Source organism: Mesorhizobium sp. WSM4823 (genome assembly GCF_055811195.1).
In genome coordinates this window covers 224273-250315 of the sequence record NZ_JBVVQL010000007.1, presented here as the reverse complement: position 1 = coordinate 250315, position 26043 = coordinate 224273, and the positions used below count along the sequence as shown (strand labels likewise).

28 protein-coding genes and 1 riboswitch are annotated in these 26043 nt (G+C 62.8%); of the genes, 18 read left to right on the top strand and 10 right to left on the bottom strand.

Annotated elements, in window-relative coordinates; genetic code table 11:
• Positions 1 to 155: 155 nt before the first annotated feature.
• The 3 genes from ehuB to ehuR form a co-directional block, all read right to left on the bottom strand.
• On the bottom strand, positions 156 to 1007 hold the full coding sequence (gene ehuB / locus AC0L26_RS19705; protein WP_352931371.1) for an ectoine/hydroxyectoine ABC transporter substrate-binding protein EhuB: 852 nt from the start codon (positions 1005 to 1007) through the stop codon (positions 156 to 158).
• A 91-nt stretch (positions 1008 to 1098) separates the two neighbouring features.
• Positions 1099 to 1884 (bottom strand): ectoine/hydroxyectoine ABC transporter ATP-binding protein EhuA, encoded by a 786-nt coding sequence (gene ehuA, locus AC0L26_RS19700; protein ID WP_292502755.1) that lies wholly within the window; start codon positions 1882 to 1884, stop codon positions 1099 to 1101.
• A 125-nt stretch (positions 1885 to 2009) separates the two neighbouring features.
• A complete protein-coding gene (gene ehuR / locus AC0L26_RS19695) occupies positions 2010 to 3395 on the bottom strand; it encodes a MocR-like ectoine utilization transcription factor EhuR (RefSeq protein WP_473634053.1) in 1386 nt (461 codons plus the stop codon).
• An 83-nt stretch (positions 3396 to 3478) separates the two neighbouring features.
• Here ehuR and AC0L26_RS19690 point away from each other — a divergent pair, with 83 nt between their 5' ends.
• The 3 genes from AC0L26_RS19690 to AC0L26_RS19680 all read left to right on the top strand — a co-directional run bounded on the left by AC0L26_RS19690 (position 3479) and on the right by AC0L26_RS19680 (position 7155).
• A complete protein-coding gene (locus tag AC0L26_RS19690) occupies positions 3479 to 3970 on the top strand; it encodes an Lrp/AsnC family transcriptional regulator (protein WP_473634052.1) in 492 nt (163 codons plus the stop codon).
• 129 nt (positions 3971 to 4099) lie between these two features.
• Positions 4100 to 5593: an NAD-dependent succinate-semialdehyde dehydrogenase gene (locus AC0L26_RS19685; protein WP_473634051.1), complete on the top strand. Its 1494-nt coding sequence runs from the start codon at positions 4100 to 4102 to the stop codon at positions 5591 to 5593.
• A gap of 182 nt (positions 5594 to 5775) precedes the next feature.
• On the top strand, positions 5776 to 7155 hold the full coding sequence (locus tag AC0L26_RS19680) for an aminotransferase (RefSeq protein WP_473634050.1): 1380 nt from the start codon (positions 5776 to 5778) through the stop codon (positions 7153 to 7155).
• 107 nt (positions 7156 to 7262) lie between these two features.
• On the opposite strand, the gene AC0L26_RS19675 is transcribed toward AC0L26_RS19680, so the two are convergent.
• Together AC0L26_RS19675 and AC0L26_RS19670 are read right to left on the bottom strand one after the other, a co-directional pair.
• The gene (locus AC0L26_RS19675) at positions 7263 to 7871 is read right to left on the bottom strand and encodes a YkoF family thiamine/hydroxymethylpyrimidine-binding protein (protein ID WP_473634049.1); all 609 of its coding nucleotides are present in this window, start codon (positions 7869 to 7871) and stop codon (positions 7263 to 7265) included.
• A riboswitch (TPP riboswitch) is annotated at positions 7862 to 7974 on the bottom strand. (Overlaps the previous gene by 10 nt.)
• Before the next feature lie 88 nt (positions 7975 to 8062).
• Complete coding sequence (locus AC0L26_RS19670; protein ID WP_473634048.1) at positions 8063 to 9436, bottom strand: aspartate aminotransferase family protein; 1374 nt, start codon at positions 9434 to 9436, stop codon at positions 8063 to 8065.
• A 147-nt stretch (positions 9437 to 9583) separates the two neighbouring features.
• On the opposite strand from AC0L26_RS19670, the gene AC0L26_RS19665 reads away from it, so the two are divergent.
• The 8 genes from AC0L26_RS19665 (at position 9584) to AC0L26_RS19630 (ending at position 14687) form a co-directional block, all read left to right on the top strand.
• A complete protein-coding gene (locus tag AC0L26_RS19665) occupies positions 9584 to 9706 on the top strand; it encodes a hypothetical protein (RefSeq protein WP_473634047.1) in 123 nt (40 codons plus the stop codon).
• A gap of 2 nt (positions 9707 to 9708) precedes the next feature.
• Positions 9709 to 10830 (top strand): NAD(P)/FAD-dependent oxidoreductase, encoded by a 1122-nt coding sequence (locus AC0L26_RS19660; protein WP_473634046.1) that lies wholly within the window; start codon positions 9709 to 9711, stop codon positions 10828 to 10830.
• Between the two features lie 162 nt (positions 10831 to 10992).
• Complete coding sequence (locus tag AC0L26_RS19655; protein ID WP_473634045.1) at positions 10993 to 11853, top strand: hypothetical protein; 861 nt, start codon at positions 10993 to 10995, stop codon at positions 11851 to 11853.
• 14 nt (positions 11854 to 11867) lie between these two features.
• Positions 11868 to 12092: a hypothetical protein gene (locus AC0L26_RS19650; protein ID WP_473634044.1), complete on the top strand. Its 225-nt coding sequence runs from the start codon at positions 11868 to 11870 to the stop codon at positions 12090 to 12092.
• Complete coding sequence (locus tag AC0L26_RS19645; protein WP_473634042.1) at positions 12092 to 12334, top strand: hypothetical protein; 243 nt, start codon at positions 12092 to 12094, stop codon at positions 12332 to 12334. The genes AC0L26_RS19650 and AC0L26_RS19645 overlap by 1 nt, the downstream gene beginning before the upstream one ends.
• Before the next feature lie 55 nt (positions 12335 to 12389).
• Positions 12390 to 12749 carry a YybH family protein gene (locus tag AC0L26_RS19640; RefSeq protein WP_473634041.1) on the top strand — a complete coding sequence of 120 codons (360 nt, stop codon included), beginning with the start codon at positions 12390 to 12392 and terminating at the stop codon, positions 12747 to 12749.
• Positions 12750 to 12970: 221 nt separating this feature from the next.
• Positions 12971 to 13411, top strand: coding sequence for a hypothetical protein (locus AC0L26_RS19635; RefSeq protein WP_473634040.1), 441 nt, complete (start codon positions 12971 to 12973; stop codon positions 13409 to 13411).
• A gap of 85 nt (positions 13412 to 13496) precedes the next feature.
• Complete coding sequence (locus AC0L26_RS19630; RefSeq protein WP_473634039.1) at positions 13497 to 14687, top strand: NADH-quinone oxidoreductase subunit D; 1191 nt, start codon at positions 13497 to 13499, stop codon at positions 14685 to 14687.
• A 16-nt stretch (positions 14688 to 14703) separates the two neighbouring features.
• On the opposite strand, the gene AC0L26_RS19625 is transcribed toward AC0L26_RS19630, so the two are convergent.
• Together AC0L26_RS19625 and AC0L26_RS19620 are read right to left on the bottom strand one after the other, a co-directional pair.
• Positions 14704 to 15456, bottom strand: a complete 753-nt coding sequence (locus AC0L26_RS19625) for a metallophosphoesterase family protein (RefSeq protein ID WP_352931345.1) — start codon at positions 15454 to 15456, stop codon at positions 14704 to 14706.
• Complete coding sequence (locus tag AC0L26_RS19620; protein WP_352931343.1) at positions 15449 to 16261, bottom strand: nucleotidyltransferase family protein; 813 nt, start codon at positions 16259 to 16261, stop codon at positions 15449 to 15451. The genes AC0L26_RS19625 and AC0L26_RS19620 overlap by 8 nt, the downstream gene beginning before the upstream one ends.
• 202 nt (positions 16262 to 16463) lie before the next feature.
• Here AC0L26_RS19620 and AC0L26_RS19615 point away from each other — a divergent pair, with 202 nt between their 5' ends.
• Both AC0L26_RS19615 and AC0L26_RS19610 read left to right on the top strand, forming a co-directional pair.
• Positions 16464 to 16748, top strand: a complete 285-nt coding sequence (locus tag AC0L26_RS19615; protein WP_473634038.1) for an acylphosphatase — start codon at positions 16464 to 16466, stop codon at positions 16746 to 16748.
• Positions 16749 to 16950: 202 nt separating this feature from the next.
• Positions 16951 to 18654 (top strand): HAD-IIB family hydrolase, encoded by a 1704-nt coding sequence (locus tag AC0L26_RS19610; RefSeq protein WP_473634037.1) that lies wholly within the window; start codon positions 16951 to 16953, stop codon positions 18652 to 18654.
• Between the two features lie 136 nt (positions 18655 to 18790).
• Here AC0L26_RS19610 and AC0L26_RS19605 read toward each other — a convergent pair whose 3' ends face one another.
• Positions 18791 to 19225 (bottom strand): hypothetical protein, encoded by a 435-nt coding sequence (locus AC0L26_RS19605; protein WP_352931337.1) that lies wholly within the window; start codon positions 19223 to 19225, stop codon positions 18791 to 18793.
• Between the two features lie 302 nt (positions 19226 to 19527).
• Here AC0L26_RS19605 and AC0L26_RS19600 point away from each other — a divergent pair, with 302 nt between their 5' ends.
• Positions 19528 to 19731: a hypothetical protein gene (locus AC0L26_RS19600; protein WP_473634036.1), complete on the top strand. Its 204-nt coding sequence runs from the start codon at positions 19528 to 19530 to the stop codon at positions 19729 to 19731.
• A 137-nt stretch (positions 19732 to 19868) separates the two neighbouring features.
• Here the strand turns inward: AC0L26_RS19600 and AC0L26_RS19595 are convergent, their stop codons facing one another.
• Entirely contained in the window at positions 19869 to 20801 is a 933-nt protein-coding gene (locus tag AC0L26_RS19595) for a GntR family transcriptional regulator (protein WP_473634035.1), read from the bottom strand.
• Between the two features lie 136 nt (positions 20802 to 20937).
• Here AC0L26_RS19595 and AC0L26_RS19590 point away from each other — a divergent pair, with 136 nt between their 5' ends.
• From AC0L26_RS19590 to AC0L26_RS19575, 4 genes are read left to right on the top strand one after another with little or no spacing between them, the layout of a single operon-like run.
• Positions 20938 to 22137 carry a C45 family autoproteolytic acyltransferase/hydolase gene (locus AC0L26_RS19590; RefSeq protein ID WP_473634033.1) on the top strand — a complete coding sequence of 400 codons (1200 nt, stop codon included), beginning with the start codon at positions 20938 to 20940 and terminating at the stop codon, positions 22135 to 22137.
• Positions 22119 to 23060, top strand: coding sequence for an ABC transporter permease (locus AC0L26_RS19585; protein ID WP_473634032.1), 942 nt, complete (start codon positions 22119 to 22121; stop codon positions 23058 to 23060). The genes AC0L26_RS19590 and AC0L26_RS19585 overlap by 19 nt, the downstream gene beginning before the upstream one ends.
• The gene (locus AC0L26_RS19580) at positions 23057 to 23884 is read left to right on the top strand and encodes an ABC transporter permease (protein ID WP_473634031.1); all 828 of its coding nucleotides are present in this window, start codon (positions 23057 to 23059) and stop codon (positions 23882 to 23884) included. Before AC0L26_RS19585 ends, AC0L26_RS19580 begins: the two co-directional genes overlap by 4 nt.
• Positions 23885 to 23922: 38 nt before the next feature.
• Complete coding sequence (locus AC0L26_RS19575) at positions 23923 to 25557, top strand: ABC transporter ATP-binding protein (protein WP_473634030.1); 1635 nt, start codon at positions 23923 to 23925, stop codon at positions 25555 to 25557.
• A gap of 103 nt (positions 25558 to 25660) precedes the next feature.
• On the opposite strand, the gene AC0L26_RS19570 is transcribed toward AC0L26_RS19575, so the two are convergent.
• A complete protein-coding gene (locus tag AC0L26_RS19570) occupies positions 25661 to 26011 on the bottom strand; it encodes a phosphatase PAP2 family protein (RefSeq protein ID WP_473634029.1) in 351 nt (116 codons plus the stop codon).
• Positions 26012 to 26043 lie beyond the last annotated feature (32 nt).

Below are 26043 nucleotides of genomic sequence, written 5' to 3'. Positions count from 1 at the left end.
GCGAGGCGGTAGTCTTGGCCCCTTCTCCCCGTTCACGGGGAGAAGATGCCGGCAGGCAGATGAGGGGCGGCGCCAGCTTCGTAGAACTTTGTGCTGCCCCTCATCCGTCACTTCGTGACACCTTCTCCCCGTAAACGGGGAGAAGGAAGGGATGCCTACTTTGCCGAGCAGAGCTTATCGCGCGTCGTCGACATCGCCGCCGCTGCCGAGAAGCCGTAGGGCTCGATGATCTTGGCGAATTCGCCTGATTCCTTCAGCTTGGCCAGCTCGACGTCAAAGGCGTCGCGCAGCGCTTCGTCGCCCTTCTTGAACGCCGCGCCGTCACAATAGACCGGCGCGCCGACCACCGGAGCGACGACTTCAAGGTTCGGATCGTTGGCCTTCTTGACCAGATCGTTGATCGACAGCACCGGCAGCGAATAGGCGTCGATGCGGCCGTCCTGCAGCATCTTCAGGCCACTCTGGCCGTCCGGCACAACGATGACGCGGTCTCGCGGCACGCCGGCAGTGAGCGCCAGCTTCTCCTCGGTGCCGCCGCCTGGCGCACCGATCGTCGCGGTGGCATCCTTGGCGACATCCTCGTAGCTCTTGAAGCCCTTCGGATTGCCCTTCTTGACCAGCATAGCCTCGGCGTCGCACAGCACCGGCTCCGAATAGACGACCGCCGCGCAGCGCTCCGGCTTCATGAACAGGCCGGCGGTGACGACGTCGAAACGGCCGGCCTGCAGGCCGGGGATCATCGCGCCATATTCCGAGATCGAGGCGACGATGTCGGCGACGCCGAGGCGCTTGAAAATCTCACGCGCCACATCGGGAGCCGCGCCCGAAACCTTGCCGTCGGCCGCAACCGCCGTGTAGGGTGGCTCATTGGCAATGGCGACGCGGGCGAAGCCCTGTGCCTTGAGCTCTTCGAGCTTGCCGTCGTCGGCCGATCCCGCGGTCGAGGCGGCCAGAATCGCGGTCAGTGCAACACCGGCCATGCCGGCCAGAATGCCAAGTTTTTTCATCGTTCCCAACTCCTTGTTTCTCTTCTTGGTTTGCTTTGGTTCGAAACGGCTTCGCCACTCTTAGAGAACGGCGCCGCCTCCTGCATGGCGGTCAGACGCGATGTCCGGCCGCGATGATCTTCTTCAGGAAGCCTTGCGTACGCTCCTGCTTGGGATTGCGGAAAATCTCGTCGGGCTTGCCTTCCTCGACAATCTTGCCGCGGTCGAAGAACAGAACCCGGTCGGCGAAATCATGGGCAAAACCCATTTCATGGGTGACCAGCAGCATGGTCATGTCTGTCTCGGAGCAGAGCCGCCACAAGACGTTCAGCACCTCCTCGACCAGTTCCGGATCGAGTGCCGATGTCACCTCGTCGAACAGCATGATCCTGGGCTGCAGCGCCAGCGCCCGGGCGATCGCCACGCGCTGCTTCTGCCCACCGGAGAGCTGTGCCGGCATCGCTTTGGCCTTGTCGGCCATGCCGACCATGTCGAGCAGTTCCATCGCCCGTTTCTCGGCAGCGGCGCGCGGCATGCCCTTGGTCAAGATCGGCGCCAGCGTGACGTTGTCGATGACGCTCTTGTGCGGAAACAGGTTGAAGAGCTGGAAAACCATGCCGATCTTCTGGCGCATTCTTGCCAGATGCCGTTCGTCGGCCGCCAGCAGCTGGCCATTGCGCTCCATGTGGTAAAGCTGCTCGCCGTCGATCTGGATATGGCCGCTGTCGATCCTCTCCAGCGTCATCAGAATGCGCAGGATCGTTGTCTTGCCCGAGCCGGATGGGCCGATAAGCGCCAGCTTCTCGCGCGGCATGACCTGCATCGACAGGCCGTCCAGCACCTTGAAGGTGCCGAAGCTTTTCGAAATGGCGTCGATCTTGATGATGGGCGCGGACAATGAACTTCCCCGTGCTGGAGAACTTTGATGCCTTCAACGATGCGGAACGCGCCAAATCATGTCAATCAGGAAAATAATATCATGACAATGTTTCTGACTCCGCACGATTTCGCGGCAATGTCTGCCTAGATCGCCAGCAGGAGATGCTCCGGATCGCCGAGCAGAAGTTTGGTGACAACGCTCAGGCCGGCGCGCAGTTCCCCCTCGGTGGTCGAGCCCAGCGAGATACGAACCGCCGGCTGCCAGGGCGCCGCCGAGATGCGGAACGATGTGCCTGGTGCGATCGCCACGCCCTGCAGGCGGGCCTGTGAGACGAAACTCTCTTCGGCGCGATCGCCCGGCAGTTGCAGCCACAGATGCAATCCGTCGCGATGGACGCGATAGTCGACCCCGGCAAGCACTTCCGCGGCGATCTCCTGCCGCCGCCGCAGTGCTAAACGCTGCCAGCGGACGAGCTCCATCGCGGTGCCGTCGGCCACCCATTTTGTCGCGATCTCCGCCACCATCGGCGTCGCCATCCAGTTGGAGACGAGATGCCGGTTGGCGACGGCGGCGACATAGCGATCGGGCGCCGCGAGATAGCCGATGCGCAGGCCCGGCACCACGATCTTGGTGAAGGAGGTGACGTAGAGCGTGCGCTCTGGCGCGAAGGCGGCAACCGGCGGCGGCCGGTCCTCGAGCAGTGGGCCGAGCACGTCGTTCTCGATGATGGCGATGTCGTGCTTGCGCGCCACCGCGGCGATCTGCTCGCGCCGCGCGGCGTCCATCAGCGTCGCGGTCGGGTTGATCACCGAGGGCTGCACGAACACGGCACGGATGTCGGAAAGCCGGCACGCCTCGTCCAGCGCCTCCGGGATCAAGCCGTTGTCGTCGATCGGCAGTCCTTCGAGGTTGAAGCCGAGATAGCGCGCCAGCGGGATCAGCGTGTGATGGCCGATCGCCTCGGTGGCGACGGTCGAACCGGGCGGCGCCACGCTCATCAGCGCCACCGTCATGCCGGCCGTGGCGCCGTTGGTCAGGCTGACATTCTGCGCGGACACATCGAGACCGCACAGCCGCAGCCAGTCGACCGCCACAGCGCGGTGACGCGGAAACACCATGTTCGGTCGGAACGACAGCGCCGAGCTCGACGGCAGGTTTTCGGCCAGCCAGCCCAGCGCCTGTTTCAGCCGTTCCAGATGCATCGGCTCGCAGACCGGCTTCAGGATGGAGAGATCGATGACCTCGCCAAGGCGCTCCGGCAGGTATGGCGGCTCCGGCTCGCGGCGCTGTGTCTGCACGAAGCTGCCGCGGCCGATCTCGCCGGAAACCAGGCCCCGGCGGATCAGTTCCTCATAGGCACGACTGACGGTCTGCACCGACAGTTTCAGGTCGTCGGCCAGCCGCCGATGCGTCGGCAAACGCGAGCCGTTGGCCAGGCGGCCGTCATGAATGGCGCGCGCGAACTGGTCGGCGAGCGATTGATAGGCCGGCCGCCGGATGAGCGCGGGATCTGGACGCCACAATGTCATGACATATTAGAGATCGAAATCAGTGCAATTGACAATCGAAATAATGCGCCGTCATGGTGGCTGCGACGAAAAAGTGGACACTCATGGCCGCATTGAAACTCGATCAGATCGACCTCAAAATCCTCGACGCGGTTCAGCGCGACGGGCGCATCACCAAGCTGGCGCTCGCCGACAAGGTCGGCCTGTCGCCGACGCCGTGCTGGATGCGGCTGCGCAAGCTGGAGAAGGCCGGCATCGTTTCCGGCTATCACGCCAAAGTCGCGATGCGCGCCGTAGCGCCCGTCGCCACCGTGCTGATGGAGGTGACGCTGGCCAGCCACCGCCAGGCCGATTTCGATCGTTTCGAGCGCGTTATCCGCGACGTCCCCGAAATCGTCGCCTGCTGGTCGGTGGGCGGCGGCGTCGACTATCTACTGAAAGTGATGGCACGCGACATCGACGCCTACCAGCGGCTCGTCGACGCCCTGCTCGAACGCGAGATCGGCATCGACCGCTATTTCACTTACATCGTCACCAAGACGGTGAAGGAGGAGGTCGCCTTGCCGGTGGCCGATCTGTTGCCTATGTCATCGTAACACCAGAGAAATCGTCTGCCCCGGTGATGCAATAGAGACAATCTCTCTACGCGTTGGCGCCGAAACAGCCTCTCTGTCTGCACCGCGCGCATAGTCTCTCCGTATCACTTCGAACCGGGAGACATCGAAATGTCCGCGCATTTTGCCCGCTCACAACGCCATGAAGCGCTTGACCGCCTCGCCGACCGCCGGCTGCTGCGCGAACTCGCCTATGTCAACGGCCACTGGATGGCGAGCGAAGCCGCCGAAAGCTTCGAGGTGACCGATCCTGCGACAGGCGCCACCGTCGCCTTCGTCGCCGCCCTCGACGCCAAGCAGACGAGCAAGGCAATCGACGCGGCATCGCGCGCCTTTCCCGCCTGGCGCGCGGCTCTCCCGCAGGAACGCTCGAAAATCCTGCGAAAATGGTTCGATCTGATCATTGCCGCCAAAGAGGATCTGGCGCTGCTGATGACGCTCGAACAGGGCAAACCGCTTAGAGAAGCGCGGGGCGAGATCGACTACGCCGCCTCCTTTGTCGAATGGTATGCCGAGGAGGCCAAGCGCCTCAACGCTGAAAGCGTCACCAGCCATCTGCCAAACGCCGAGATGGTGGTGCTGCGCGAACCGCTCGGTGTCGTCGGCGTCGTCACGCCGTGGAATTTTCCCGCGGCCATGCTGACCCGCAAGGCGGCGGCAGCCCTTGCCGCCGGCTGCACCATCGTCGCGCATCCTTCGTCGGAAACGCCGCTGTCGGCACTGGCGCTGGCCGAACTCGGCGAACGCGCCGGCCTGCCGGCAGGCGTCTTCAACGTTCTCACCGGCAAGGCTTCGACCATCGTCGGGCGGATGTGCGAAGACGCTCGCATCCGCGCCATGAGCTTCACCGGCTCGACCGAGATCGGCAGGTTGATCGCCGCGCAAAGTGCGCCGACGATGAAGCGGCTGGTGATGGAGCTTGGCGGTCATGCGCCGCTGGTCGTCTTTGCCGACGCCGATCTAGACAAGGCTGTGACCATAGCCGTCGATGCCAAATTCGCTACCTCCGGCCAGGATTGCCTCGCCGCCAACCGCATCTATGTCCAGCGCCCGATCTACGATCGTTTCTGCACCGCCTTCGCCAGGCGCATCGAGGCGTTGCGGACAGGCAATGGCCTGATTGATGACACCGACATCGGGCCCTTGATGCACGAGCGCGGCGTCAAGAAGGTCGAGGAACAGGTCGCCGATGCGCTCGCCCATGGCGCGCGCTGCCTCACCGGCGGCAAACGCGATTCTGCAGGACCGCTGTTCTACCAGCCGACCCTTCTGGCCGATGTCACCGACGACGCGCTGATCATGCGCGAGGAAACCTTTGGTCCGGTCGCCGCCGTGACGCCTTTCGACAGCGAAGACGAGGTCATCGCCCGCGCCAACGCCACCGAATACGGCCTCGTCGCCTATGTCGTCACCGAGAACGGCGGCCGCCAATTGCGCATGGGCCGCGCGCTCGACTACGGTATGGTCGCCATCAACCGCGTCAAGATCACCGGCGCGCCTATCCCGTTCGGCGGCGTCAAACAGTCCGGCATCGGCCGCGAGGGCTCGCGCCATGGGCTCGAAGCCTTTACCGATCTTAGATATCTCTGCCTGGACGTGGCGTAAGGTGTATCGACATTCAGGTGATGCCGGTCTGCAAATGGCGGCGTCCTGCGCTTCCGGTGCTCACGTACGAAAAAGTACGCTCCGCTCCGGTTCTCGGAAGCCACCATTTTCGACTCGTCCTGACCTGAATCTCGACACACCTTAGGCCGCGTCGGGACCATCTTTCTCTAAGGAGTCAAAAAATGCTCGATCAGTCCAACGAACTCGCCGCCTGGGACCGCGACCACTTCTTCCATCCCTCGACCCATATGGGCACGCATGCACGGGGTGAATCGCCTACCCGCATCATCGCCGGCGGCGAAGGCGTCACCATCTGGGACAACAACGGCAAGAAGAGCATCGATGCCTTCGCCGGCCTCTATTGCGTCAATGTCGGTTATGGCCGGCAGAAAATCGCCGATGCCATCGCCGCGCAAGCGAAAAACCTCGCCTATTACCACGCCTATGTCGGCCACGGCACCGAGGCGTCGATCACGCTTTCCAAGATGATCATCGACCGGGCGCCGCAGGGCATGTCGAGGGTCTATTTCGGCCTCTCCGGCTCCGACGCCAACGAAACCAACATCAAGCTGATCTGGTACTACAACAACGTGCTCGGCCGGCCGGAGAAGAAGAAGATCATTTCGCGCTGGCGCGGCTATCACGGCTCCGGCGTCATGACCGGATCGCTGACCGGGCTCGGCCTGTTCCACAACGCCTTCGACCTGCCGCGTGCGCCGGTCCTGCACACCGAGGCGCCCTACTATTTCCGCCGCGCCGACCGCTCGCTGAGCGAGGAACAGTTTTCTCAATACTGCGCCGACAAGCTCGAAGAGATGATCCTGGCTGAGGGCCCGGACACGGTCGCCGCTTTCATCGGAGAGCCGATCCTCGGCACCGGCGGCATCGTGCCGCCGCCCGCCCTCTATTGGGAAAAAATCCAGGCGGTTCTGAAGAAGTACGACGTGCTGCTGGTCGCCGACGAAGTGGTCACCGGCTTCGGCCGGCTGGGCACCATGTTCGGCTCCGACCATTACGGCATCAAGCCCGACCTGATCACCATCGCCAAGGGCCTGACCTCGGCCTATGCGCCGCTGTCTGGCGTCATCGTCGCGGACAAGGTCTGGCAGGTGCTGGTGCAGGGCTCAGACAAGCTCGGCTCGCTCGGCCACGGCTGGACCTATTCGGCGCATCCGATCTGCGTTGCCGCCGGTGTCGCCAACCTTGAGCTGATCGACGAGATGGACCTGGTGGCCAACGCCGGCGAGACCGGCGCCTATTTCCGTGCCGAACTGGCGAAAGCCGTCGGCGGCCATAGAAACGTCGGCGAGGTGCGCGGCGACGGCATGCTGGCGGCAATCGAGTTCGTCGCCGACAAGGACGACCGCGTATTCTTCGACGCCTCGCAGAAGATCGGGCCGCAGGTCGCGACCGCTCTTGCGGCAAGCGGCGTCATCGGTCGCGCCATGCCGCAGGGCGACATTCTGGGCTTCGCGCCGCCGCTCTGCCTGACGCGCGAAGAGGCCGACATGGTCGTCTCGAAGACGGCCGATGCGGTGAAAAGCGTGTTTGCCAATCTCTGATCGTCGAGCCTTATGTGTTATCGCTTGTCCTTCTCCCCGGGGAACAGGGTGAAGGACAAGCTCCAACACTGACGACCCCTTTTTGGGGGTCGGACGAAGGAATAAGGCTACCGAGGGCTCGGGCTGTTCGCCGACACGGTGAGATCGAGCGCGACATGGCCTTGCGGTGCGCCGAAGCGGAGGAAGGCCTCCGACAACGTCGCGAACACCGGCCCGGCATCGCCCCTCAGCTTGGTGCAGAAATTCTTCGACCTGTCGAAGACGCCCGAAGTCTTGAGAAATTCGATGCAGCCGTAGATCTCGTCCATGTGATGGCCCTCGCCGAGCGGATAGAGCGAGAACTGCGCGGCGACCTCTTGTCCGAGCTTTTTTGCACTGTCGACATGGACCCGCGCTGTGTCGATGCGCTCGGCCAGGGACAAATTATGGCTGCTGCCGGAAATCGGCGTACAGATCGGATCGTCAGGCTCGCCCGGACAGCCGCGCGACACCGTTGCCGACAACACGCAATGCACGCCACTTGCCGCCGCCGATGCGAACAGATCGCGCATGGCCGGGAAAAGCTGTTCCGGCGGACCGACGATCAGCGTCGAGATGTCGTCGGTTTCGATGCGGAAATTCGGGCGATAGGGATCCATCGCCGAAAGCGCCCCAAGGATGACGCCGACGAAATCGTCGCACATCGGATAGAGGGAAATCTGTGCACCTGAAAACATGGTCGCCTCGCTCCGCTGGCATTACCCAGATCAGCTTGAGGGACCGAGGGCTTGACACCTTCCATCTCAGCCCCGGCAATACGGAGCGCCCCTGTCGATATCGGTGGACGTAGCACCGGCGCAAAGGATGTTCAAGTATGATCCAGTGCCAATCGCAACGCCCATTCAGCCTCTGCCTTCGGGTGGCCTGTTCAGCCCTGTGACCCGACCTGTTCGGCGGCTTCGAGCGACCTTTCAAACGCGTCGACCATCTGATCGACCTGAGGCTCGGTGATGATCAGCGGCGGACAGAAGGCCAGCGCGTCGCCCATGTTGCGCGAGATGACGCCGTTCTGCTGCAGGAAGCCATTGACGAGCCCGCCCAGCGCGCCGGCGGTCTGCCACGGCGTCTTGTTCGCCTTGTCGCCGACCAGTTCGACTGCCGCGATCAGGCCGACGCCGCGTACCTCGCCGACAAGCGGGTGCGAAGCGAGGTTGCGCAACCGTTTCTGCATATGCGCGCCGACCGTGCGCGCATTGCCGACAAGATCGCGCTCCTCGATCAGCTTCAGGTTTTCGAACGCGACCGCCGCTGCGACGGGATGGCCGCCGCCGGTGAAGCCGTGCCCGAAGGTGCCGATGCGATTGCTTTCGTCGGCAATCGGCTCAAAAATCTTTTCGTTGATCAGCAGGGCCGAGATCGGCAGGTACGACGAAGAAATCTGCTTCGACAGCACCATGATGTCGGGCCTGATGCCGAAGGTCTGCGAGCCGAACATCTCGCCGGTTCGGCCAAAGCCGCAGATCACCTCGTCGGCGACGAGCAGGATGTCGTATTTCGACAGGACCGCCTGGATCTTCTCCCAATAGCCCCCCGGCGGAACGATGACGCCGCCGGCGCCCATGATCGGTTCGCCGAAGAAGGCAGCGATGGTGTCCGGTCCCTCGGCCAGGATCAGCCTTTCCAGATCGTCGGCAAGCCGGCTTGAAAACTGCTCTTCGCTTTCGCCCGGCAGCGCCTCGCGCCAATGGTGCGGCGTCGACGTGTGCAGCACATTGGCGATCGGCAGGTCGAAGGAAGTGTGGTTGTTGGGCAGACCGGTCAGGCTCGCTGAAGCAATGGTGACGCCGTGATAGCCGCGATTGCGGCTGATGATCTTCTTGCGCGCCGGCTGGCCGAGCGCATTCGACCGGTACCAGATCATCTTCATGGCCGTATCGTTGGCTTCGGAGCCGGAATTGGTGAAATACGCCTTGCTCATCGGCACCGGCGCCATCTGCACCAGTCTCTCGGCGAGATCGATCAGTGGCGAATGCGATTTGGAACCGAAGTCGTGGTAGTAAGGCAGCTTGGACATCTGGCGCATCGCCGCATCGACCAGCCGCTTTTCCGAGAAGCCGACAGCGACGCTCCAAAGCCCGGCCATCGCCTCGATGTAGCGGTTGCCGGCGAGATCCTCGACATAGATGCCGTCGCCCTTCTCGATGACGAGCGGCCCTGCCTCCTCATGCTTGCGGGCATTGGTGTAGCCGTGCATGTGATAGCTGATGTCGCGAGCTTCGGGAGAATTCGGTCGAGCGTCCATGATGCCTCCTGTCCTGCATGCCGGGACGTAGGTCCTGCCGCCTTCGGAGCATCGGCAGGTATGCCCCTCTTGCATTATGCTGTTTGATGCAGCTGTTTCTTGTAGGGGTGTCAAGCCCTTTCCAAGGGTTGCCGGATGGACTCAGACATGCAGAATTTCAGCTTCGAAGCCGTAGAACGCGAGAACCTGCGCGAAGCCGTCCACGCGCGTCGCCGGCACATGGCCCCCGAATGGCTTATCAGGCATAACAACAAGGCTGAGGTGGCCTGATCATGGACCATGTCGACTGCATCGTCGCCGGCGCCGGCGTCGTTGGCCTGGCGATCGCGCGAGAGATGGCGCAGCGCGGCTTGGACACCCTGATCCTCGAGGCTGCGAACGCGATCGGCACCGGAACGAGCTCGCGCAATTCCGAGGTCATCCATGCCGGCATCTACTATCCTGCAGGATCGCTGAAGGCCAGGCTCTGCGTGGCCGGCCGGGAAGAGCTCTACCGTTATTGCGAGGAGCGGGCGGTCCCGCGTGCGCGCTGCGGCAAGCTCATTGTCGCCACGGATGCCGAACAGGAGCCGGTGCTCGCTTCCATCCTGGCCAACGCCTCTACTTGCGGTGCGGGCGACCTGGTGCCCTTGACCGCCGCCGAGGTGCGCAGGCTGGAGCCCAAGCTGCGATGCACTGCGGCCCTGCTGTCTCCCGCGACCGGCATCATCGACAGCCACGCTTTGATGCTGGCGCTGCTGGGCGACGCCGAAGAGCACGGGGCGGCGCTCAGCCTCAACACCCGCATCGTCTGCGGCCGCATCGAGGGAGCGCGTATCGTGCTCGACACACTCGACGGCACCAGCGGCGAGCGCTTTGAAATCGCTACCGCGCGATTCGTCAACGCCGCCGGGCTTGGCGCCACGGCACTCGCCGGCTCGCTTGACGGGCTCGACCCGCAATTCGTGCCAGAACTTCGCTATGCCAAGGGCAATTACTTTTCGGTCGCCGGCCGGGCGCCGTTCTCGCGGCTTGTCTATCCCGTACCCGAGCCTGGCGGCCTCGGCGTCCATCTGACGATCGATCTCGATGGCATCGCCCGCTTCGGGCCGGACGTCGAATGGACGGATCAACTCGACTATCGCGTCGATCCAACGCGTGGCGAGCGCTTCTACGACGAGATCCGCAAATACTGGCCGGACCTTGCCGATGGCAGCCTGCAGCCCGCCTATAGCGGCATCCGGCCGAAGCTTTCGGGTCCCGGCCAAGCCAATGCCGACTTCGTCATCCAGGACGCAACGGTGCACGGCGTCGGGAGCCTGGTCAATTTGTTCGGTATCGAGAGCCCCGGCCTGACCTCAAGCCTGGCGATCGCCGACCACGTCGCGCAGCGCTTCGCGCCGACGGCAAACTAGCCGAGGCGAGACCGAGCGCGCGCGCCCGCTGCCAAGGCGTAGTCAAAAACGCCCGTAAGCCATCCGTAAGCCGGGGTCGCAGAACCTGGGTCCATCGATCATAGCCGATTGCCGGAAGTTTCGAGCTCCGGAACCGTCGGCTCCATGACGGAGGAGGATCCGATGCGACTCGACAACGATCACGCGCCATTCCGCCGGGATGACGCGCTATCCGAATGGCACACTGCCTCGGCGCTCGCCGATCTCTTGTCCTTCGAGGCGTCGAGTCTTGACCCAAGACCGAAGGCTGGGGGCTCCGGCCCGACGGCGGAGGCCCTTTCACGATTTGCGACGGCGATCCGGGCGCGTAGGGCCGATCCTGGCGGCTACTACAATCTTGGCAATGCACTCGGGCTGGTGATGGGCGTTGCGATCCAGCTCGCCGCCCTTCAGGGATCCGGCATGCGCGGCGGCACCGCGCTGTTCGATTATTTCGCCGGCAGCAGCAGTGCGGTGGCGCTGACGCTGGCGACGCTGGTCTTCTTCTGCAGCGGCGAAGTCTATCATCGCGCGTGGACCGGGCGCGATGTCCCCGATCCCACGCTTAACCGCCTCGCCGATCTCCTGTCGGGGATCGGTGCGATCGGACTTGGCACAGCACTGTTCCTGCTGGACCAGCCGGTGCTGGCGGCGACCGCTGGATTGCTGCACGCGCTCGGCAAGTTCGGCAGCGCCGCCTTCGGGTCCGGCGTGCCCGGGTGGCCGACTGGGTGGCCCGACCCGTTCCGCAGCGCGGTGCTGGCCAGCCGCCTGCCGGCGATGCTTGCGGCGGCGCTGTCGATAGGCGCCGCCTTACCTGAGGTGCGGTTGGGCGGTTCCCCTGCCCTTATTGCCGAGCCGCTGACATTGCTTGCCTGCTACCTGCTGTGGGCAAGGGCCGACCTTCTACTGTTTGCCGACGGCGCCGGCGAAAGCGCGCCCGCCGCCACGGCACGGCCCAAGCGCCTGCCCTGGCGCCGTAAACCGCTCAAGGCAACCAAATAACCGGGATCATGGATATGAAGAACCGTTTCGAAGCCATACCGAACCCAAGCTACCGGTTCGAGATCTGGGACAATGAGACGGGCGAGCCCGTCGTCCATCACGACCGGCTGCTCACCTTCGCCTCGGCGAAGTTGGCGGCAAGGATCGCCGACTTCCTCAACGAGGGCCGCAGCCACCGGCGCCGCGCCGGCGCCGCCAAATGGCGCGTTGCGGACCGCGATATCGACCGAGGCGGATGATGGCCAAGCTCGGCATCACAGGCCGCCCGGCGTCTGGGGTTCATGTCGGCAAGGGCGTGATCGACGACAATCTTGGCATCGCCATGCCGATATTCAAGGCCAGCGCCAAGGATCCTCTCCTGAGCTGGATCGCATCCGGAAGCAGCCTTCACATCAACCTTGGCGGCGAATCCACCTACGACGTATCCCTCAAGGGCAGCGCGCGGGCCGCCAAGACCTTTGCGGCAGCCTGCAACTCATGAGACCATGTAATTCGTAGGAACCCGCAGTTCATGAGAGCCCCGGAGGAGCGTTGCCATGACCGATGAATCACGCCGTGAGCCGGCGCGTGATCCCCAGGATTTGGAGCGCCTGCTGATTTCCCGGCAGTGGCTGGGAGACATCGACGGCATGGCCGCGCTTTTTGAGCCGCACGCCGTCGTCGACAGCGGTGAAGGGCAGCTGACGGTTGGCCGGGAAGCGATCCGGGCACTCTTCGCAGACATCACCGCAACCGGCCGAAAATTTGCTGCCGGAAACCAGGCCCCGGCTGTTGTCAGCGGAGACCTGGCACTCACGTCAACCCGTCTGCCAGATGGCACCGTAACCGCCGAGGTCGCCCGCCGCCAAGGCGACGGGACATGGCTATGGGTGATCGATCGATTCTCCGTTGCTTAGCATCGGCTCGACGCATGCTCCCGGAAATCGGAATCGATTTTCCCCAGACGATCATGCAACGGGCGCACGGCGCTGTGGCGTAATGGCGGCTGTGCTCGTCGTGGCGAAGCCGCCCCAATGACCTTATCCGTGGACGGACCGGGAACCATAATCCGGCACAGCGGTTGAGTGGTGATCAGGTGATCCTCCCTCGAGCAAAACGGAAAACGGAAGGAACGATCATGCGCATGTTGACGACAATTGCCGCCCTTTCGGGGTTGGCCCTGGCGCAGCCGATCTACGCGCAATCCACCGACCCGCAGCTTCCGCAGATCGCACCCTTGGCCCCGGAAGCCCAGCCCGATCCAAGCCTGCCTGACCAAACACCGCCCGACCAAGCCCTGCCGGATCAAGCCTTGCCAGATCAGGGTTTCACCGACCAGAACTTTACTGGCATTGCGATCGTCGCCCTCGAGGATCTGCCTCCGGAACTCAAGACACAGGCTGAGGCCGTGATCACCCAAACCAGTGTTGAAGATCTGCTTACCTTGCAGAACTCGATCGATGAGTCGCCACAGGCAGCAACCGCGCTGGCAGCGAACGGACTTGATTCGTCGCAGGTCGTCGCTGCCAACATCGATGGCGATGGCACGCTGACGCTGATCATCCAGACAACCACCTGATCGGCAGGCACCTGATCGGCGGTCCGGGCGGCCGACCGGGGTATCCGGCTTCGGCCGTAACAGCCCAGTACAGCGGAGCACCGTCATGGTCGAAGCCGCAGTTCGCAACTTCACCCTCAACTTCGGGCCGCAGCATCCCTCTGCTCACGGCGTCCTGCGGCTGGTGCTGGAACTGGACGGCGAGATCGTCGACCGCGCCGATCCTCATATCGGTCTGCTCCACCGCGGCACGGAAAAGCTCATCGAGTACAAGAACTATCTGCAGGCCCTGCCCTATTTCGACCGGCTCGACTATGTCGCGCCGATGAACCAGGAGCATGCGTTCTGCCTCGCCGCCGAAAAGCTGCTCGAAATATCGGTGCCGAAGCGCGGACAGCTCATCCGTGTGCTCTTTTGCGAAATCGGCCGGCTTTTGTCGCATCTCCTCAACGTCACGACACAGGCCATGGACATCGGTGCGCTGACCCCGCCGCTTTGGGGTTTTGCGGAGCGCGAGAAGCTGATGGTCTTTTACGAGCGCGCCTCCGGAGCCCGCATGCATGCGAATTATTTCAGGGTCGGCGGCGTGCACCAGGACTTGCCTCCAAAACTCCTGGACGACATCTGGGCTTTCTGCGACCCGTTCCTCAAGGTTTGCGACAATCTCGACGAATTGCTCACCGGCAACCGCATCTTCAAGCAGCGCAACGTCGATGTCGGTGTGATCGTGCAGGACGACGCCTGGGCCTGGGGCTTCTCCGGTGTGATGGTGCGCGGGTCGGGTGCGCAGTGGGATCTGCGCAAGGCACAGCCATATGAATGCTACCCCGAGATGGATTTCGACATTCCCATCGGCAAGAACGGCGACTGCTATGACCGCTATCTCGTCCGCATGGAAGAAATGCGCCAGTCGGTGCGGATCATGAAACAATGCCTGGAAAAATTACGATCGCCGGAAGGCCAAGGGCCGGTGGCAATTCCGAACCAGAAGATCACGCCGCCGCGGCGGGCGACGATGAAACGCTCGATGGAAGCGACGATCCATCATTTCAAGCTCTACACGGAGGGTATTCGTGTGCCCGAAGGAGAGGTCTACGCCGCGGTGGAGGCGCCAAAGGGCGAGTTCGGCGTCTATCTGGTTTCGAACGGGAGCAATACGCCGTATCGATGCAAGATCCGGGCGCCATCCTTTGCCCATCTCCAGGCTATGGATTTTCTGTCGCGAGGGCACATGATCGCCGATGTCGCCGCGATTATCGGGTCGCTCGATATCGTGTTCGGCGAGATCGATCGTTGACAAAGCGCAGGGTGTTTTAGATTTCGAGCAAGGCGTAGGGACGGCCGGTCGGCTTCGTCACGTGCATGGCGACGTTATACACCGGAGCACCGCCGGGCGTGCGACCTTCATAGACGCCGCGATGCGCGTGGCCATGCACCACGGCGCTGACCTTGAACCGATCGATGGTCTCGGCCAAGCGCGACGACCCCAGGAACGGAAAAATCTCCAATGGCTCGCCGGCCACCGTTTCGGCTATCGGAGCGTAGTGCAGGACGACAAGCGTGCGATTGGTGCGGACCTGCCGCATCGCGTTTTCGAGCCGCATCGACTCGCTGACGCTTTCAGCAACCATCGCCTTGATGGCCGGCTCACCGAAGGAGCCGAGCATACGCGATCCGAAACCGCCGACGAAGCCTTTCACGCCGACAAAGCCGACCTCCTTGATTTCCGTCGTCTGGCCGTCGAGAAGATGGACTCCTGCCTGCCGAAGGATGTTGGTGACGTCCTCGACCGCGCCGGACTCATAGTCGTGGTTGCCGAGCACGGCGACGACCGGGATCGCGCAAGCGCGCAAATCCTCGGCAAGGATTTCGGCTTCCCGGGGTCTGCCGAGATTGGTCAGATCTCCAGTGAGCACGAGGATATCCGCTTCGCGCGAAACTTCGCCGAAGAGATCGCGACAAGAGGCCTGGGCGTCCTCGTTCACATGCAGGTCGCCGACGGCCGCGATCCTCACGGTGCCGCCGTTGCCATCCCTTGCCGTGACAGTTTTGCTCTTGTCAGCCATCGCGAAATTCTCCCGTTCCCCCGACGCCGGCAAAACCCCATTCCTTGACGTCGATTTCATAGTCGGTGGGCGAAAGCAGTCGTCCGCGGCAGATCTTCATTCGTGGAGTAGGCAACTCCCTCTGCTTGGCGAGGCGGTCGAGCAATTCGTCGAGCAGCCATGCGGGAACATGATCGCGCTCGCTTGGATAGATCCATCGGAAATTCAGAAGCTGCATCAACAGCACCTCCCAGTGAACTTCGAGATAGGAAAGCAGCCGGTGCCAGTCGATCTGATCTTGCGCCTTGAGAATGGTATGAGCGACGTCGGCGCCGTCGTGGCGGCCTCTGTCCTGGATGAAGCATTTGGACCAGATAAGCTCGGTCGGACCCACGATCCGCACCTGAGTGCCCAGCAGCTCGATTTGCCGTGCATGCTCCAGCCACTGGTCGCCGACCGGCATGGTCCCGTTCGCCGATGCGAATATGACGTCAAAAAAATGCGTGCTTTTGAATACCTTTCCAAGCCATCGGTCGTCCACGATCTCGACCGCATAACCGGCCTGCTTGAAATGGGCGAGAATGCGCGCGTAGTCGCCGGCCTTGCAGAAAATGTCGAGGTCCTTCGTCTGGCGCGTAACGCCCGTGTAGGCGCTCACCGCATAGGTGCCGGCGACAAGAAAGGGGATGTCCGTCGCGGCGAGTTCGCGGATCGCCTCTGTGTAGAAGACTTCGGCCTCGGCGTGCTGAAGCGTCGGCGCGGCTTTTGGATCGATCGTCGGAACGGATGCCGGTATGGCGCCTCCCGTTGGAGAATTGTTGGTCATGAAATCGTGGCTCCGAAGCCCAGCAACCTGCAGCTGTCCGTCCTTAACAAAGCCGCCGCCGCATGGTTCCGTTGCCGACATCATGCACCCGGACACTTCCATCGGGCGAAGAGGACGCCAAATCTGCAAAAATGCGACGGCGGAGCCTTTTTCGCGGCCGAGGAGTTGAAGATATGAGAAACCCACCGGTACGGAGGTGACTATGAAGGGCAAGCGCAAGGCCGTACGCGTCAGGCTCAATGGCAGGGTGCAAGGCGTCTCTTTTCGCGTGTGGACACGGACCGAGGCCGAGAGGCTCGGTCTGTCCGGATGGGTTCGCAACGAGGAGGACGGATCCGTAACGGCGCTGATCGTCGGGGCCGAAGGCGCGGTTTCGACGATGATGAACCGGTTGTGGAAAGGGCCGACCGGGGCGGCGGTCGCCGGCGTGACATCTCAAGATGTCGATCCCGGCCAGGAGCCGAACGGATTCAGGATCATCGGCTAGAAGTGGGTGCCGGCTTTGGAAAAACCGATGCTCAAGCAAAAGCCGGGCATCAGCAACTCTTGCCTTCCGTCATCGGGAACAATCGGCAGACAATGCCGTTGGAACCAGTCAGCCATGACAAAATCACCGGAGCAGACGGCTTTCCGCTCAGTTCGGCGAGAAAGCATTTCAGGTCAGCTTCGGCCTACCGACGGACAGTTCCATGTATGCCCTTGCTCTAGCCACCGACTACGACGGCACACTCGCGGAAAACGGGATCGTTTCCGACGCGACCCGTGCCGCGGTCGAGCGGTTGAAGGAAACCGGCCGCAAATTGATAATGGTGACCGGTCGCGAGCTTGCCGACCTTGAAAGCGTTTTCCCGGAGCTTGGTATGTTCGACAAGGTCGTCGCCGAAAACGGCGCGCTCGTCTACACGCCGGCTTCGAAGAAGGAGCGGATCCTGGCGCCTGCCCCTCCGGCGGAGTTCGTCGACCGGCTGAGGATGCGCAAGATCTCGCCCCTGTCGATAGGACGTTCCGTCGTCGCCACCAGGGAGCCCAACGAGACCATCGTGCTGGAAGCGATCAAGGAGCTTGGCCTGGAGCTAGAGATCATCTTCAACAAGGGCGCCGTCATGGTGCTGCCGAGCGGTGTCAACAAGGCGACCGGTCTTGCCGCTGCCCTTGAGGATCTGGAATTGTCCGCCCACAACGTCGTCGGCATCGGCGATGCGGAGAACGACCATGCCTTTCTGCGTGCTGTCGGTTTCGGCGTTGCAGTTGCCAATGCACTGCCGAAAGTTAGGGAGACGGCGGACCATGTGACGAATGGTGCCCGCGGCGCGGGCGTGAGAGAGTTGATCGAGAGCCTGATCGCGCATGACGCCGCCTTGCTGGACACGGCCCGACAACGCATCGAGATTGGCGCGGACGGTTCGGGCGCAATTATGCACCTTTCGCCACGCGGCGGCAGCGTCCTGCTGGCCGGCACGTCGGGAATTGGAAAATCCACCCTCGCCACCGCTCTGACCGAACGCTTCGTCGAGCAGGGCTTTCAGTTTTGCGTGCTCGACCCGGAGGGCGACTACGAGGAACTGGAGGACGTGCTGGTGGTCGGCGATGCCAAAAGCCCGCCGAGCTCGCGCGAAATCTTCGATCTCCTGTCAAAGCCGTCCAACAATGTCGCCGTCAACATGCTCGGGATCAAGACCGAGGAGCGACCAAACGCCTTCGCCAAGTTGCTGCCGGAGCTTGCCGCGCTTCGCGCCCGCACCGGACGCCCGCACTGGCTGATCATCGACGAGGCACATCACGTGCTGCCGCACGCGCGCGACGGCACATCCTTTGCGCTTCCAAAAAGCCTTTCGGCGACCATTCTGGTCACAGTTCATCCCGATCTGGTTTCGCGGGACGTGCTGGCAGGTGTCGACACGGTGCTGGCTCTTGGCCCGGAAGCTGACAAGGTCGTCGAGAGCTTCTGTGCCGCAATTGGCGAGGACGTGCCGAAGGGCGTCGCGCCGCCACCGGAAAACAAGGTTCTGTATTGGAACCGGTCGACAGCCGATCCGGCGAGGCCGATCTCGGTCGAGCGTCCCCGGCAGGAACGCAAGCGGCATATTCGAAAGTATGCCGAGGGCGATCTTGGCGACAACAGTTTCTATTTCCGCGGCGCTGACGGTACGCTCAACCTGCAAGCGCAAAATCTGATGATGTTCCTCCATATCGCCGAAGGGATCGACGACCGCACATGGGAACATCATCTGCGCGCGAGCGACTATTCGGCCTGGTTCCGCAACCAGGTCAAAGACGAGGGACTTGCGGAGGAAGCGGCCGTTATCGAGGATGATGAAAGTCTCGATCCGCCCAAGAGCCGCGCCGCCATCGCCGAAGCGATCCATCGCCGCTACACCGCGCCCGCCGACTGAATCCGCCTACGCCGGCGGTATCAAGTTCCGCCGATGGGCCGGAATCGCGCAAACAAATACTTAGAGCGGTTATTCGGTCGTATCAAAAGCTGAACCGCTCTAAGTATCGATGCCGGCGGCGTGAATGCCCGCTGACTCAATGCGCGAAGATGCCCCGCAGCCAGGCGAAGAAACCGAACCTCTCGGACATTGCCGCACGGACGCGAGAGGCAGCCCATCGTGCTCGTATCGTGGCGCCGGCATGGCAATGGCAGACGATCTCGTGCAACTGCCAGTCGGTAAGCTCGAAGAAGCGCCTGGCTTCACCGTAAGTGTCATCTCGCAAGCCTTGCGCCCGAAAAATCGGGTCCTCGAAGGCAACGGTGAGAGGTGAGTCGTTGTAGCGCATTTTTTCGCGTATCTCAGGGGACTTGTATTCGGTGCCCGTCAGCGCTTCGAGACGCCGATCGGGATTCTTTTCCAGCAATTTCGCCCAACGTTCGAGACGTTGACTGCGAGTTGCCACTAAATCTGTTGCTTCAGCGTGAACGTCGGCAACGGCATGCAGTTGGTCAAGTGTTTGGTGCTTCACGGCCGCCTCCTATTCAACAGGTGAGTTCGCCTCACCCTGAAATGGATTTATGGCGCTCCGCGAGGCCGACAAGGCCCGCACACGCGGACAATTCGATCACTTTTTCTGATGACGCCGTCCTGCCATGGGCGCGCTGCGTGCGGGATCGCTGGAGGCACCAGATCGGAACCATAGCCACGCGTGGTCGTTCTGCGTGCATCAGCCTGTAGAGCGAAACCGGTCGAAACGGGTGGCGTCAGAAATCCCACCCGACGTCGATGACCCGCCAAGGTAGAATGCAGCGAGCGGAAGGAAATCACGCCATGGCCATTCTTCCCACTCCCGAACCAACGCCCACTCCTGCACCCACGCCACCGCCGTTTCCCGAGCCGAAGCCGGTGCGTGAGCCGGACCCAGACAGACTGCCCGACGAAGCCCCTGTCCCCAATCCGGATGAAAACGACGCGCCGCTGAAAATCGGCCCTAAAGCGGTCCAATCCCGGCATTTGACACCAGCTCCTCATTAATGCCGATAGAGGTCGGCGCATTGCGCGACCAAGCGGCCAGCGGTCGCCGCCGTCTCGATGCTGCTGTCGCGACCATCGAGCGCGCGGTGCTCAGGCGGCACGGAATGACGATGGCATGATGCTCATCGTCGCAAGCATCAGATCGAGCGCTGCGGCGAAGCGAATTCCGAAGCCTGCCGCAGATGCTGGCGCAGCAGCGCCTCGGCCCATTCGATCTCGCCCGCCTCGACGGCATCGAGGATTGTCAGATGTTCCCGGCAGGACTGCTCGATACGTTCCGCCGGCAGTTCCTCGAAACCCGCCGATTCCTGCAACCGGCGCAGATTGTTCTGCTGGCGCACCGCGTCGGCCAGGAAACGGTTGCCGGAACAGGCCGCAAGTCCTTCATGAAATGACGCGTTGATCCGGAACCATTCGTCGCCGCCGATCAGCGTCTTGCCCGTCGACACGATCGCCAGGATGCGCTCGTGAGCGCGCCGGACCGGCACCAGTTGCTGCGGATCCGCATTGAACATGGGCGACCGCAGCGCCGCACATTCGACGGCCATCCGGAATTCATAGCTTTCCCGGTAGGCATCTTCGCCGACAAGCGTGTCGGCGAAGCGCCAGCCATGCCCAGGCAGGCGCTGCACCAGGCCTTCGGCGGCAAAGCGAAGCAAAAGCTTGCGCACGACACCGCGTGACACCTGGTAGCGCGGCATCAATTCCGCCTCGGACACCTCCTGGGGCAGTTGGCCGAGCGCGCGCTCTCGCATCATCCTGCGGTAAAGCTCCTCGAGCGGAGAACTTGGCAGGATATCCTCCGGGTCGAGATCGGCGACATCGCGCGCCAGTTGCAGCCCCCTCGTCTCGAATGGGCTCAAGATGCCTTGGGCGACGAGCAGTTCCAGCGCTGCGCTGACGGGAGAGCGCGAAACGCCGAACGTGCGGGCAAGGTCGGGCACCGAGACGCGGGTTCCGACCGTCCAGCCCGAATCCCTGATCCGCTCCAGAATCCGCCGTGCCAGATCTATCTGCAGCGGACTGGCTGCCTCGCTGCGTGGCGGCCGGCCGATTATCGTTTCGTTCATATGCACTTCCTCAGGCGTTCGCATTATAGATATGCGCTACGCAGTTCGAACTGGCAATCTATCGAATTTTCCTGCTTTTCATTCAATCAAAATGCATTACTATCCGGACTCATACGAGTTTGAGGCTTTCCCTTCAATGACAACAGTCACACCTTTTCCACTTATCGAAATCGCAGGAACGCCGAAAGCGCGCGGCATGGCCTACGGCGAACAGGCGCGCGGGCGCATCGACGCTTCGGTGGCGCTCTACGCCGGGCAACTCGACCGTTTTGGCTTCAGGCCGGACGATGTCGGGCGGTTTTCCCAGATGTTCCTGCCGCGCCTTCGGCAATGGGCGCCCGATCTCGTCGAGGAAATGGAAGGGATCGCGTCAGGCGCCAACGTCGATCTGTCCTCGATTATCCTGGTCAATGCGCGGACGGAGATCCTGCAGCTTGCCCGGCGCGAGAAAGGCATTTCCGACGACGAGCCCGACGGGTGCACGGGCGCGGCGATCTTGCCGGAGGCAACCCGGCACGGCAGGCTCATTCATGGCCAGAACTGGGACTGGAAGGCGGAATGCGCCGAGACGTCGGTGGTGCTGCGCATCCGGCGAACGGACGGGCCGGACCTCCTCACCTTCACCGAAGCCGGCGGACTGGCGCGCAGCGGTTTCAACGCGGCCGGCATCGGCATCACCGCGAACTATCTCGAATCGGATCGCGATTATCGCGAGATCGGAATCCCGCTTCCCTTCATCCGGCGCCGGGCTCTCGAGGCGAAGCATTTCTCTCACGCCATCAGGGTGGTGGCGACAACGCCGAAATCCGGCTCCAACAACATGATCCTTAGCACCGCCGAAGGGTTCACGGTCGATCTCGAATGCGCGCCGGACGAGGCGTTTGCGATCTATCCGGACAAGGACATGATCGTCCATGCCAATCACTGGCAGAGCCCGGTGGCGCTGTCCAAGCTGCGTGAAACCGGGCTTCGCGATGTGCCGGACAGCCTCTATCGCGACCACCGCGTGCGCCGGCACTTGTCGGCGCGGCATGGCGATATCACGAGCGGCGATCTGAAGGAGGCGCTGTTCGACGATTTCGCCTCGCCGTTCAGCGTGTGCCGCCCAGTGGTCAAGAAAGAAGGCGGCAATCTGTCGGCGACAGTTGCTATGATCGTCTTCGAACCAGCCGCCGGCGTCATGGAGATTGCTCCCATGCCGGCTGAAAACCGCGAGTTCACCCGCTATGAACTCACGATGGACGAGGCGGTCCTCGAGCGGGTGGAGAAGCCGGTGCCGGCACGGGAGACATCTTCTATATCAGCGCAGGAGAAACGATGGTCCGCTTTGTCCTGACCCGCATTGCCAGCGCCATACCGACACTTATCCTGGTGTCGGTCGCGGTCTTCGTGATGATGCGCTTCATCCCGGGCGATCCCGCGACCTTGATGCTGGGAGACCTCGCACAGCCTGGACAGGTCGAAGCCATGCAGCACCAGATGGGGCTCGACCAGCCCGTGGTGGTGCAATATCTGATCTGGGTCGGCAACGTCCTTACAGGTGATTTCGGGCACTCGATCGGCAGCGGACAAGAGGTGCTGCCGCTGATCCTCGACCGTTTCGCCGTTTCCTCGACCATCGTTTTCCTGGCCGTGCTTGTCGCTTCGGCGATCGCCGTGCCCGCCGGCATGCTGGCCGCCTGGAAGCAGGACAGCCTGCGCGATATCGCCGTCGTCGCCACCTCGACCTTCCTGCTCTCGATTCCCAGTTTCTGGCTGGGGCTGATGCTGATGCTGATCTTCGGTCTTTACCTCGGCTGGCTGCCGATCGTCGGCTACGTGCCCTTCAGCCGCGACTTCGCGCAAGCCGCCCTGTATGTGATCCTGCCGGTGATCACCCTGGTGCTCGTCGAGTCCGGCCCGATAGCGCGCATGGCCAGGGCCAGCACGATCGAAGTGGCGCGACTGGAATACATCACCCATGCGCGAGCAAAGGGACTTTCGGAAAGCGCCGTGATGTGGCGCCACGCCTTCAAGAATGCCTTCGCGCCCACCTTGACCCTGATCGGCTTCGTGCTCGGCAGCCTGCTTTCCAGCATCGTCGTCATCGAGACCGTCTTCACCATTCCCGGCCTCGGCCGGCTGCTGGTCGACGCCATCTATGCCCGCGACTATCCCGTCGTTCAGGGATCGATGCTGTTCGTCGCCTTCATCTACGTCGCGGTCAATCTGCTCGTCGACCTCGTCTATCCGCTGCTCGATCCGAGGGTCACCGCATGATCGCCCGTGCGCTCGGCCGGCCCGGTCTGAAATTCAACGCGATCTTCGGGATCGCCGTTACCGGAACATTGATCCTTCTGGCCGTGTTCGGCCCGTGGATCGCTCCCTACGATCCGCTCAAGCTCGATCTGCCGTCGCGCCTCAGCGGGCCCTCGCCTCTGCATCTGCTCGGCGCCGACGAGTTCGGACGCGACGTGCTCAGCCGCCTCGCCAGCGGCGCGCGTACCAGCGCCTGGATCGCTTTTGCAACCGTTGTCTTCGCATTGATCACCGGCACCGTATTCGGCGTTCTCGCAGGTTTCCTGCGGGGCTGGGTCGATCGCGTCATCATGATGGTCAACGACGCCTTCCTCGCCTTTCCGGGCCTGCTCCTGGCGCTTGGCCTGATGGCGGTGATCGGCGCCAGCCGCGAAGGCATCATCCTTGCGCTCGGCCTTGCCTACATGCCGATCGTGGTGCGCGTGGTGCGGGCGTCCGTGATGTCCATTCGCGAGCGGGAATATGTCGAGGCGTCGCGCGTGATGGGCAACAGCGAGATCATCACCATGGCGCGGCATGTGCTGCCCAACTGCGTCGCCCCGATCATCGTGCTCGCCACCACCATGTTCGGCTGGATCATCCTGTCGGAAAGCGCGCTGAGCTTTCTGGGCTTGGGCGTCCCGCCTCCGGCGCCGAGCTGGGGCAACATGCTGTCGACGGCAAGGCCTTATATCGGCCAGGCGCCGCATTTGATCATCCTGCCCGGTCTCTGCATCTCGATCACGCTGCTCGGCATCAACATGCTGGGCGACGCGGTGCGCGACTGGCTCGACCCGAAGATGTAGGTGCTGAAAACATGCTCGTGCCGACAGCGGACAAGAACATGATGCTTTCAGTGCGCAACCTGTCGATCTCGGTCGGACCGCTGGGTAAGCGGATCGTCGACGAGCTGAGTTTCGATCTCGCTTCCGGTGACATGCTGGCGCTGGTCGGTGAATCCGGTTCGGGCAAGACGATGGCGGCCCGCTCGATCTTGAACCTGCTCCCTGCCCCGCTGGTCACGACCCCGGACAGCAGCATCCGCTTCGAAGGACAGGAGCTCATCGGCATTGCCCCAAAGGCGCTACGCCGGATCCGCGGTGCTGAGATCGGCATGGTCTTCCAGGAGCCGATGGTCTCGCTCAATCCCGCTGTCACCATCGGCGAGCAGATGGCGGAAGGGCTTCGCCTGCATCGCGATATGTCGCGCGCCGAGATAAAAGATCGCTCGCTGGCGATGCTGGAGAGAATCCAGATCAAGGATCCCGGCAAATGCCTTGCGGCCTATCCGCATGAATTCTCGGGCGGCATGCGCCAACGCATCATGCTGGCATCGGTCATGCTGCTCAAGCCGCGCCTGCTGATCGCCGACGAGCCGACCACGGCGCTCGACACGCTGGTGCAGCGCGACGTGCTCGACCTCATGGTGGAGCTGACGCGGGAGAATGGAACCGCCGTCCTGCTGATCAGCCACGACCTCGGCATGGTGTCGCACTATGTGAACAGCGTGACGGTGATGTGCGAGGGCAAGGCGGTCGAACAGGGCAGCAGCATCCAGGTCCTTCACGCACCGCAGCACGACTATACAAGGCGGTTGGTCGATGCGCTTCCCAAGCGCAGCGCCGGCGGATCGAGAAAAGCCATCAACGGCCCACCTCTGGTCGAGATCAGCAATGTCTTCATCGACTATCCGGGCCGTCCGAGACTGTTTGCGCGGGCGGAGCGCAAGCGCGCCGTCGACGGCGTCGACCTGACCGTCCGGCGTGGCGAAACCCTGGCGTTGGTCGGCGCGTCGGGCTCCGGCAAGACGACGCTCGGCCGCGCCATTGTCGGCCTGGTCAGGCCGTCCGGTGGAACGATTTCGTTTCTTGGCAAGGCGATTGCAAATGACCGATCCGCTGACGCGCGTGCGCAGCGTCGCGACATGCAGATCGTCTTTCAGGATCCCTACTCCTCGCTCGATCCTCGCCAGTCCATTGCCGAGATCGTCACCGAGCCGTTGAAGCTCGACACCGAATTGGATCGCAAGCGGCGAACCGCGCGCATGAATGAGGTTATCGAGGAGGTGGGGCTGTCGCGCGACCTTCTCGAGCGTTTCCCGCATCAGCTGTCGGGCGGTCAGCGCCAGCGCGTCGCGATCGCGCGGGCGATCGTCAGGCGACCGGCCTTCGTCGTCGCCGACGAACCGGTTTCGGCGCTGGACATGACGGTGCAAAAACAGATCCTGCTGCTGATCCGGTCGTTGCAGGAACGCTACGGTTTCGCCTGCCTCTTCGTCTCGCATGATTTGGGCGCGGTCGAGCAGGTTGCCGACCGGGTCGCCGTCATGCAGGACGGAAGGATCGTCGAGATCGGCGACCGCGACGACGTCTTCGACCGTCCGCGCCACGCCTATACGCGCGCCCTTCTCGATGCGGCGATGCTGATCGACCGCCGTTTCGCCGATGGTGCGGGCTCGCGCAAGACCGTGGCGCAATGACGGCGACACGGCTCGTCTGCGCACCATCCGTTCTACCCTTGGCCTCGACCGGCGATCGGCAAAGAAGGTTCCGAACGGGTCGAGCAGCTGTCCTCTCCTTCCGTTAGTCTGCTCCGTCCTTTCTCGCCCGCTCGATGAATTTCTCCGCGACCGCTCTGCCGAGTGCGGCACCGGCCTTGTTGTCTATCTCGTAGTGGATGCCGGCCCAGACGCGCGAATCGCCGGCCTCTTTGCCAACCTTGCGGATGAAGTCGGCATGGTCGGGAAACAGGTATGCCAGGACCTCGCATCTGGCGGTCGAGAGCGTGGAGTGGTTCGACGGATAACTGGGATGTGCCGGCACTGCGAACAGGGGAGTGATGCTCGGGTCAAGCATGTTGGGTCGCAGGTACCAATATGCGTACTTCCCGTCGTTGCTCGCAATGTAGGCGTCGTAGTAGACCGTTGCGAGCATCGCGTAAGCCCGAGGGCGAAGCTGCCAGTCCG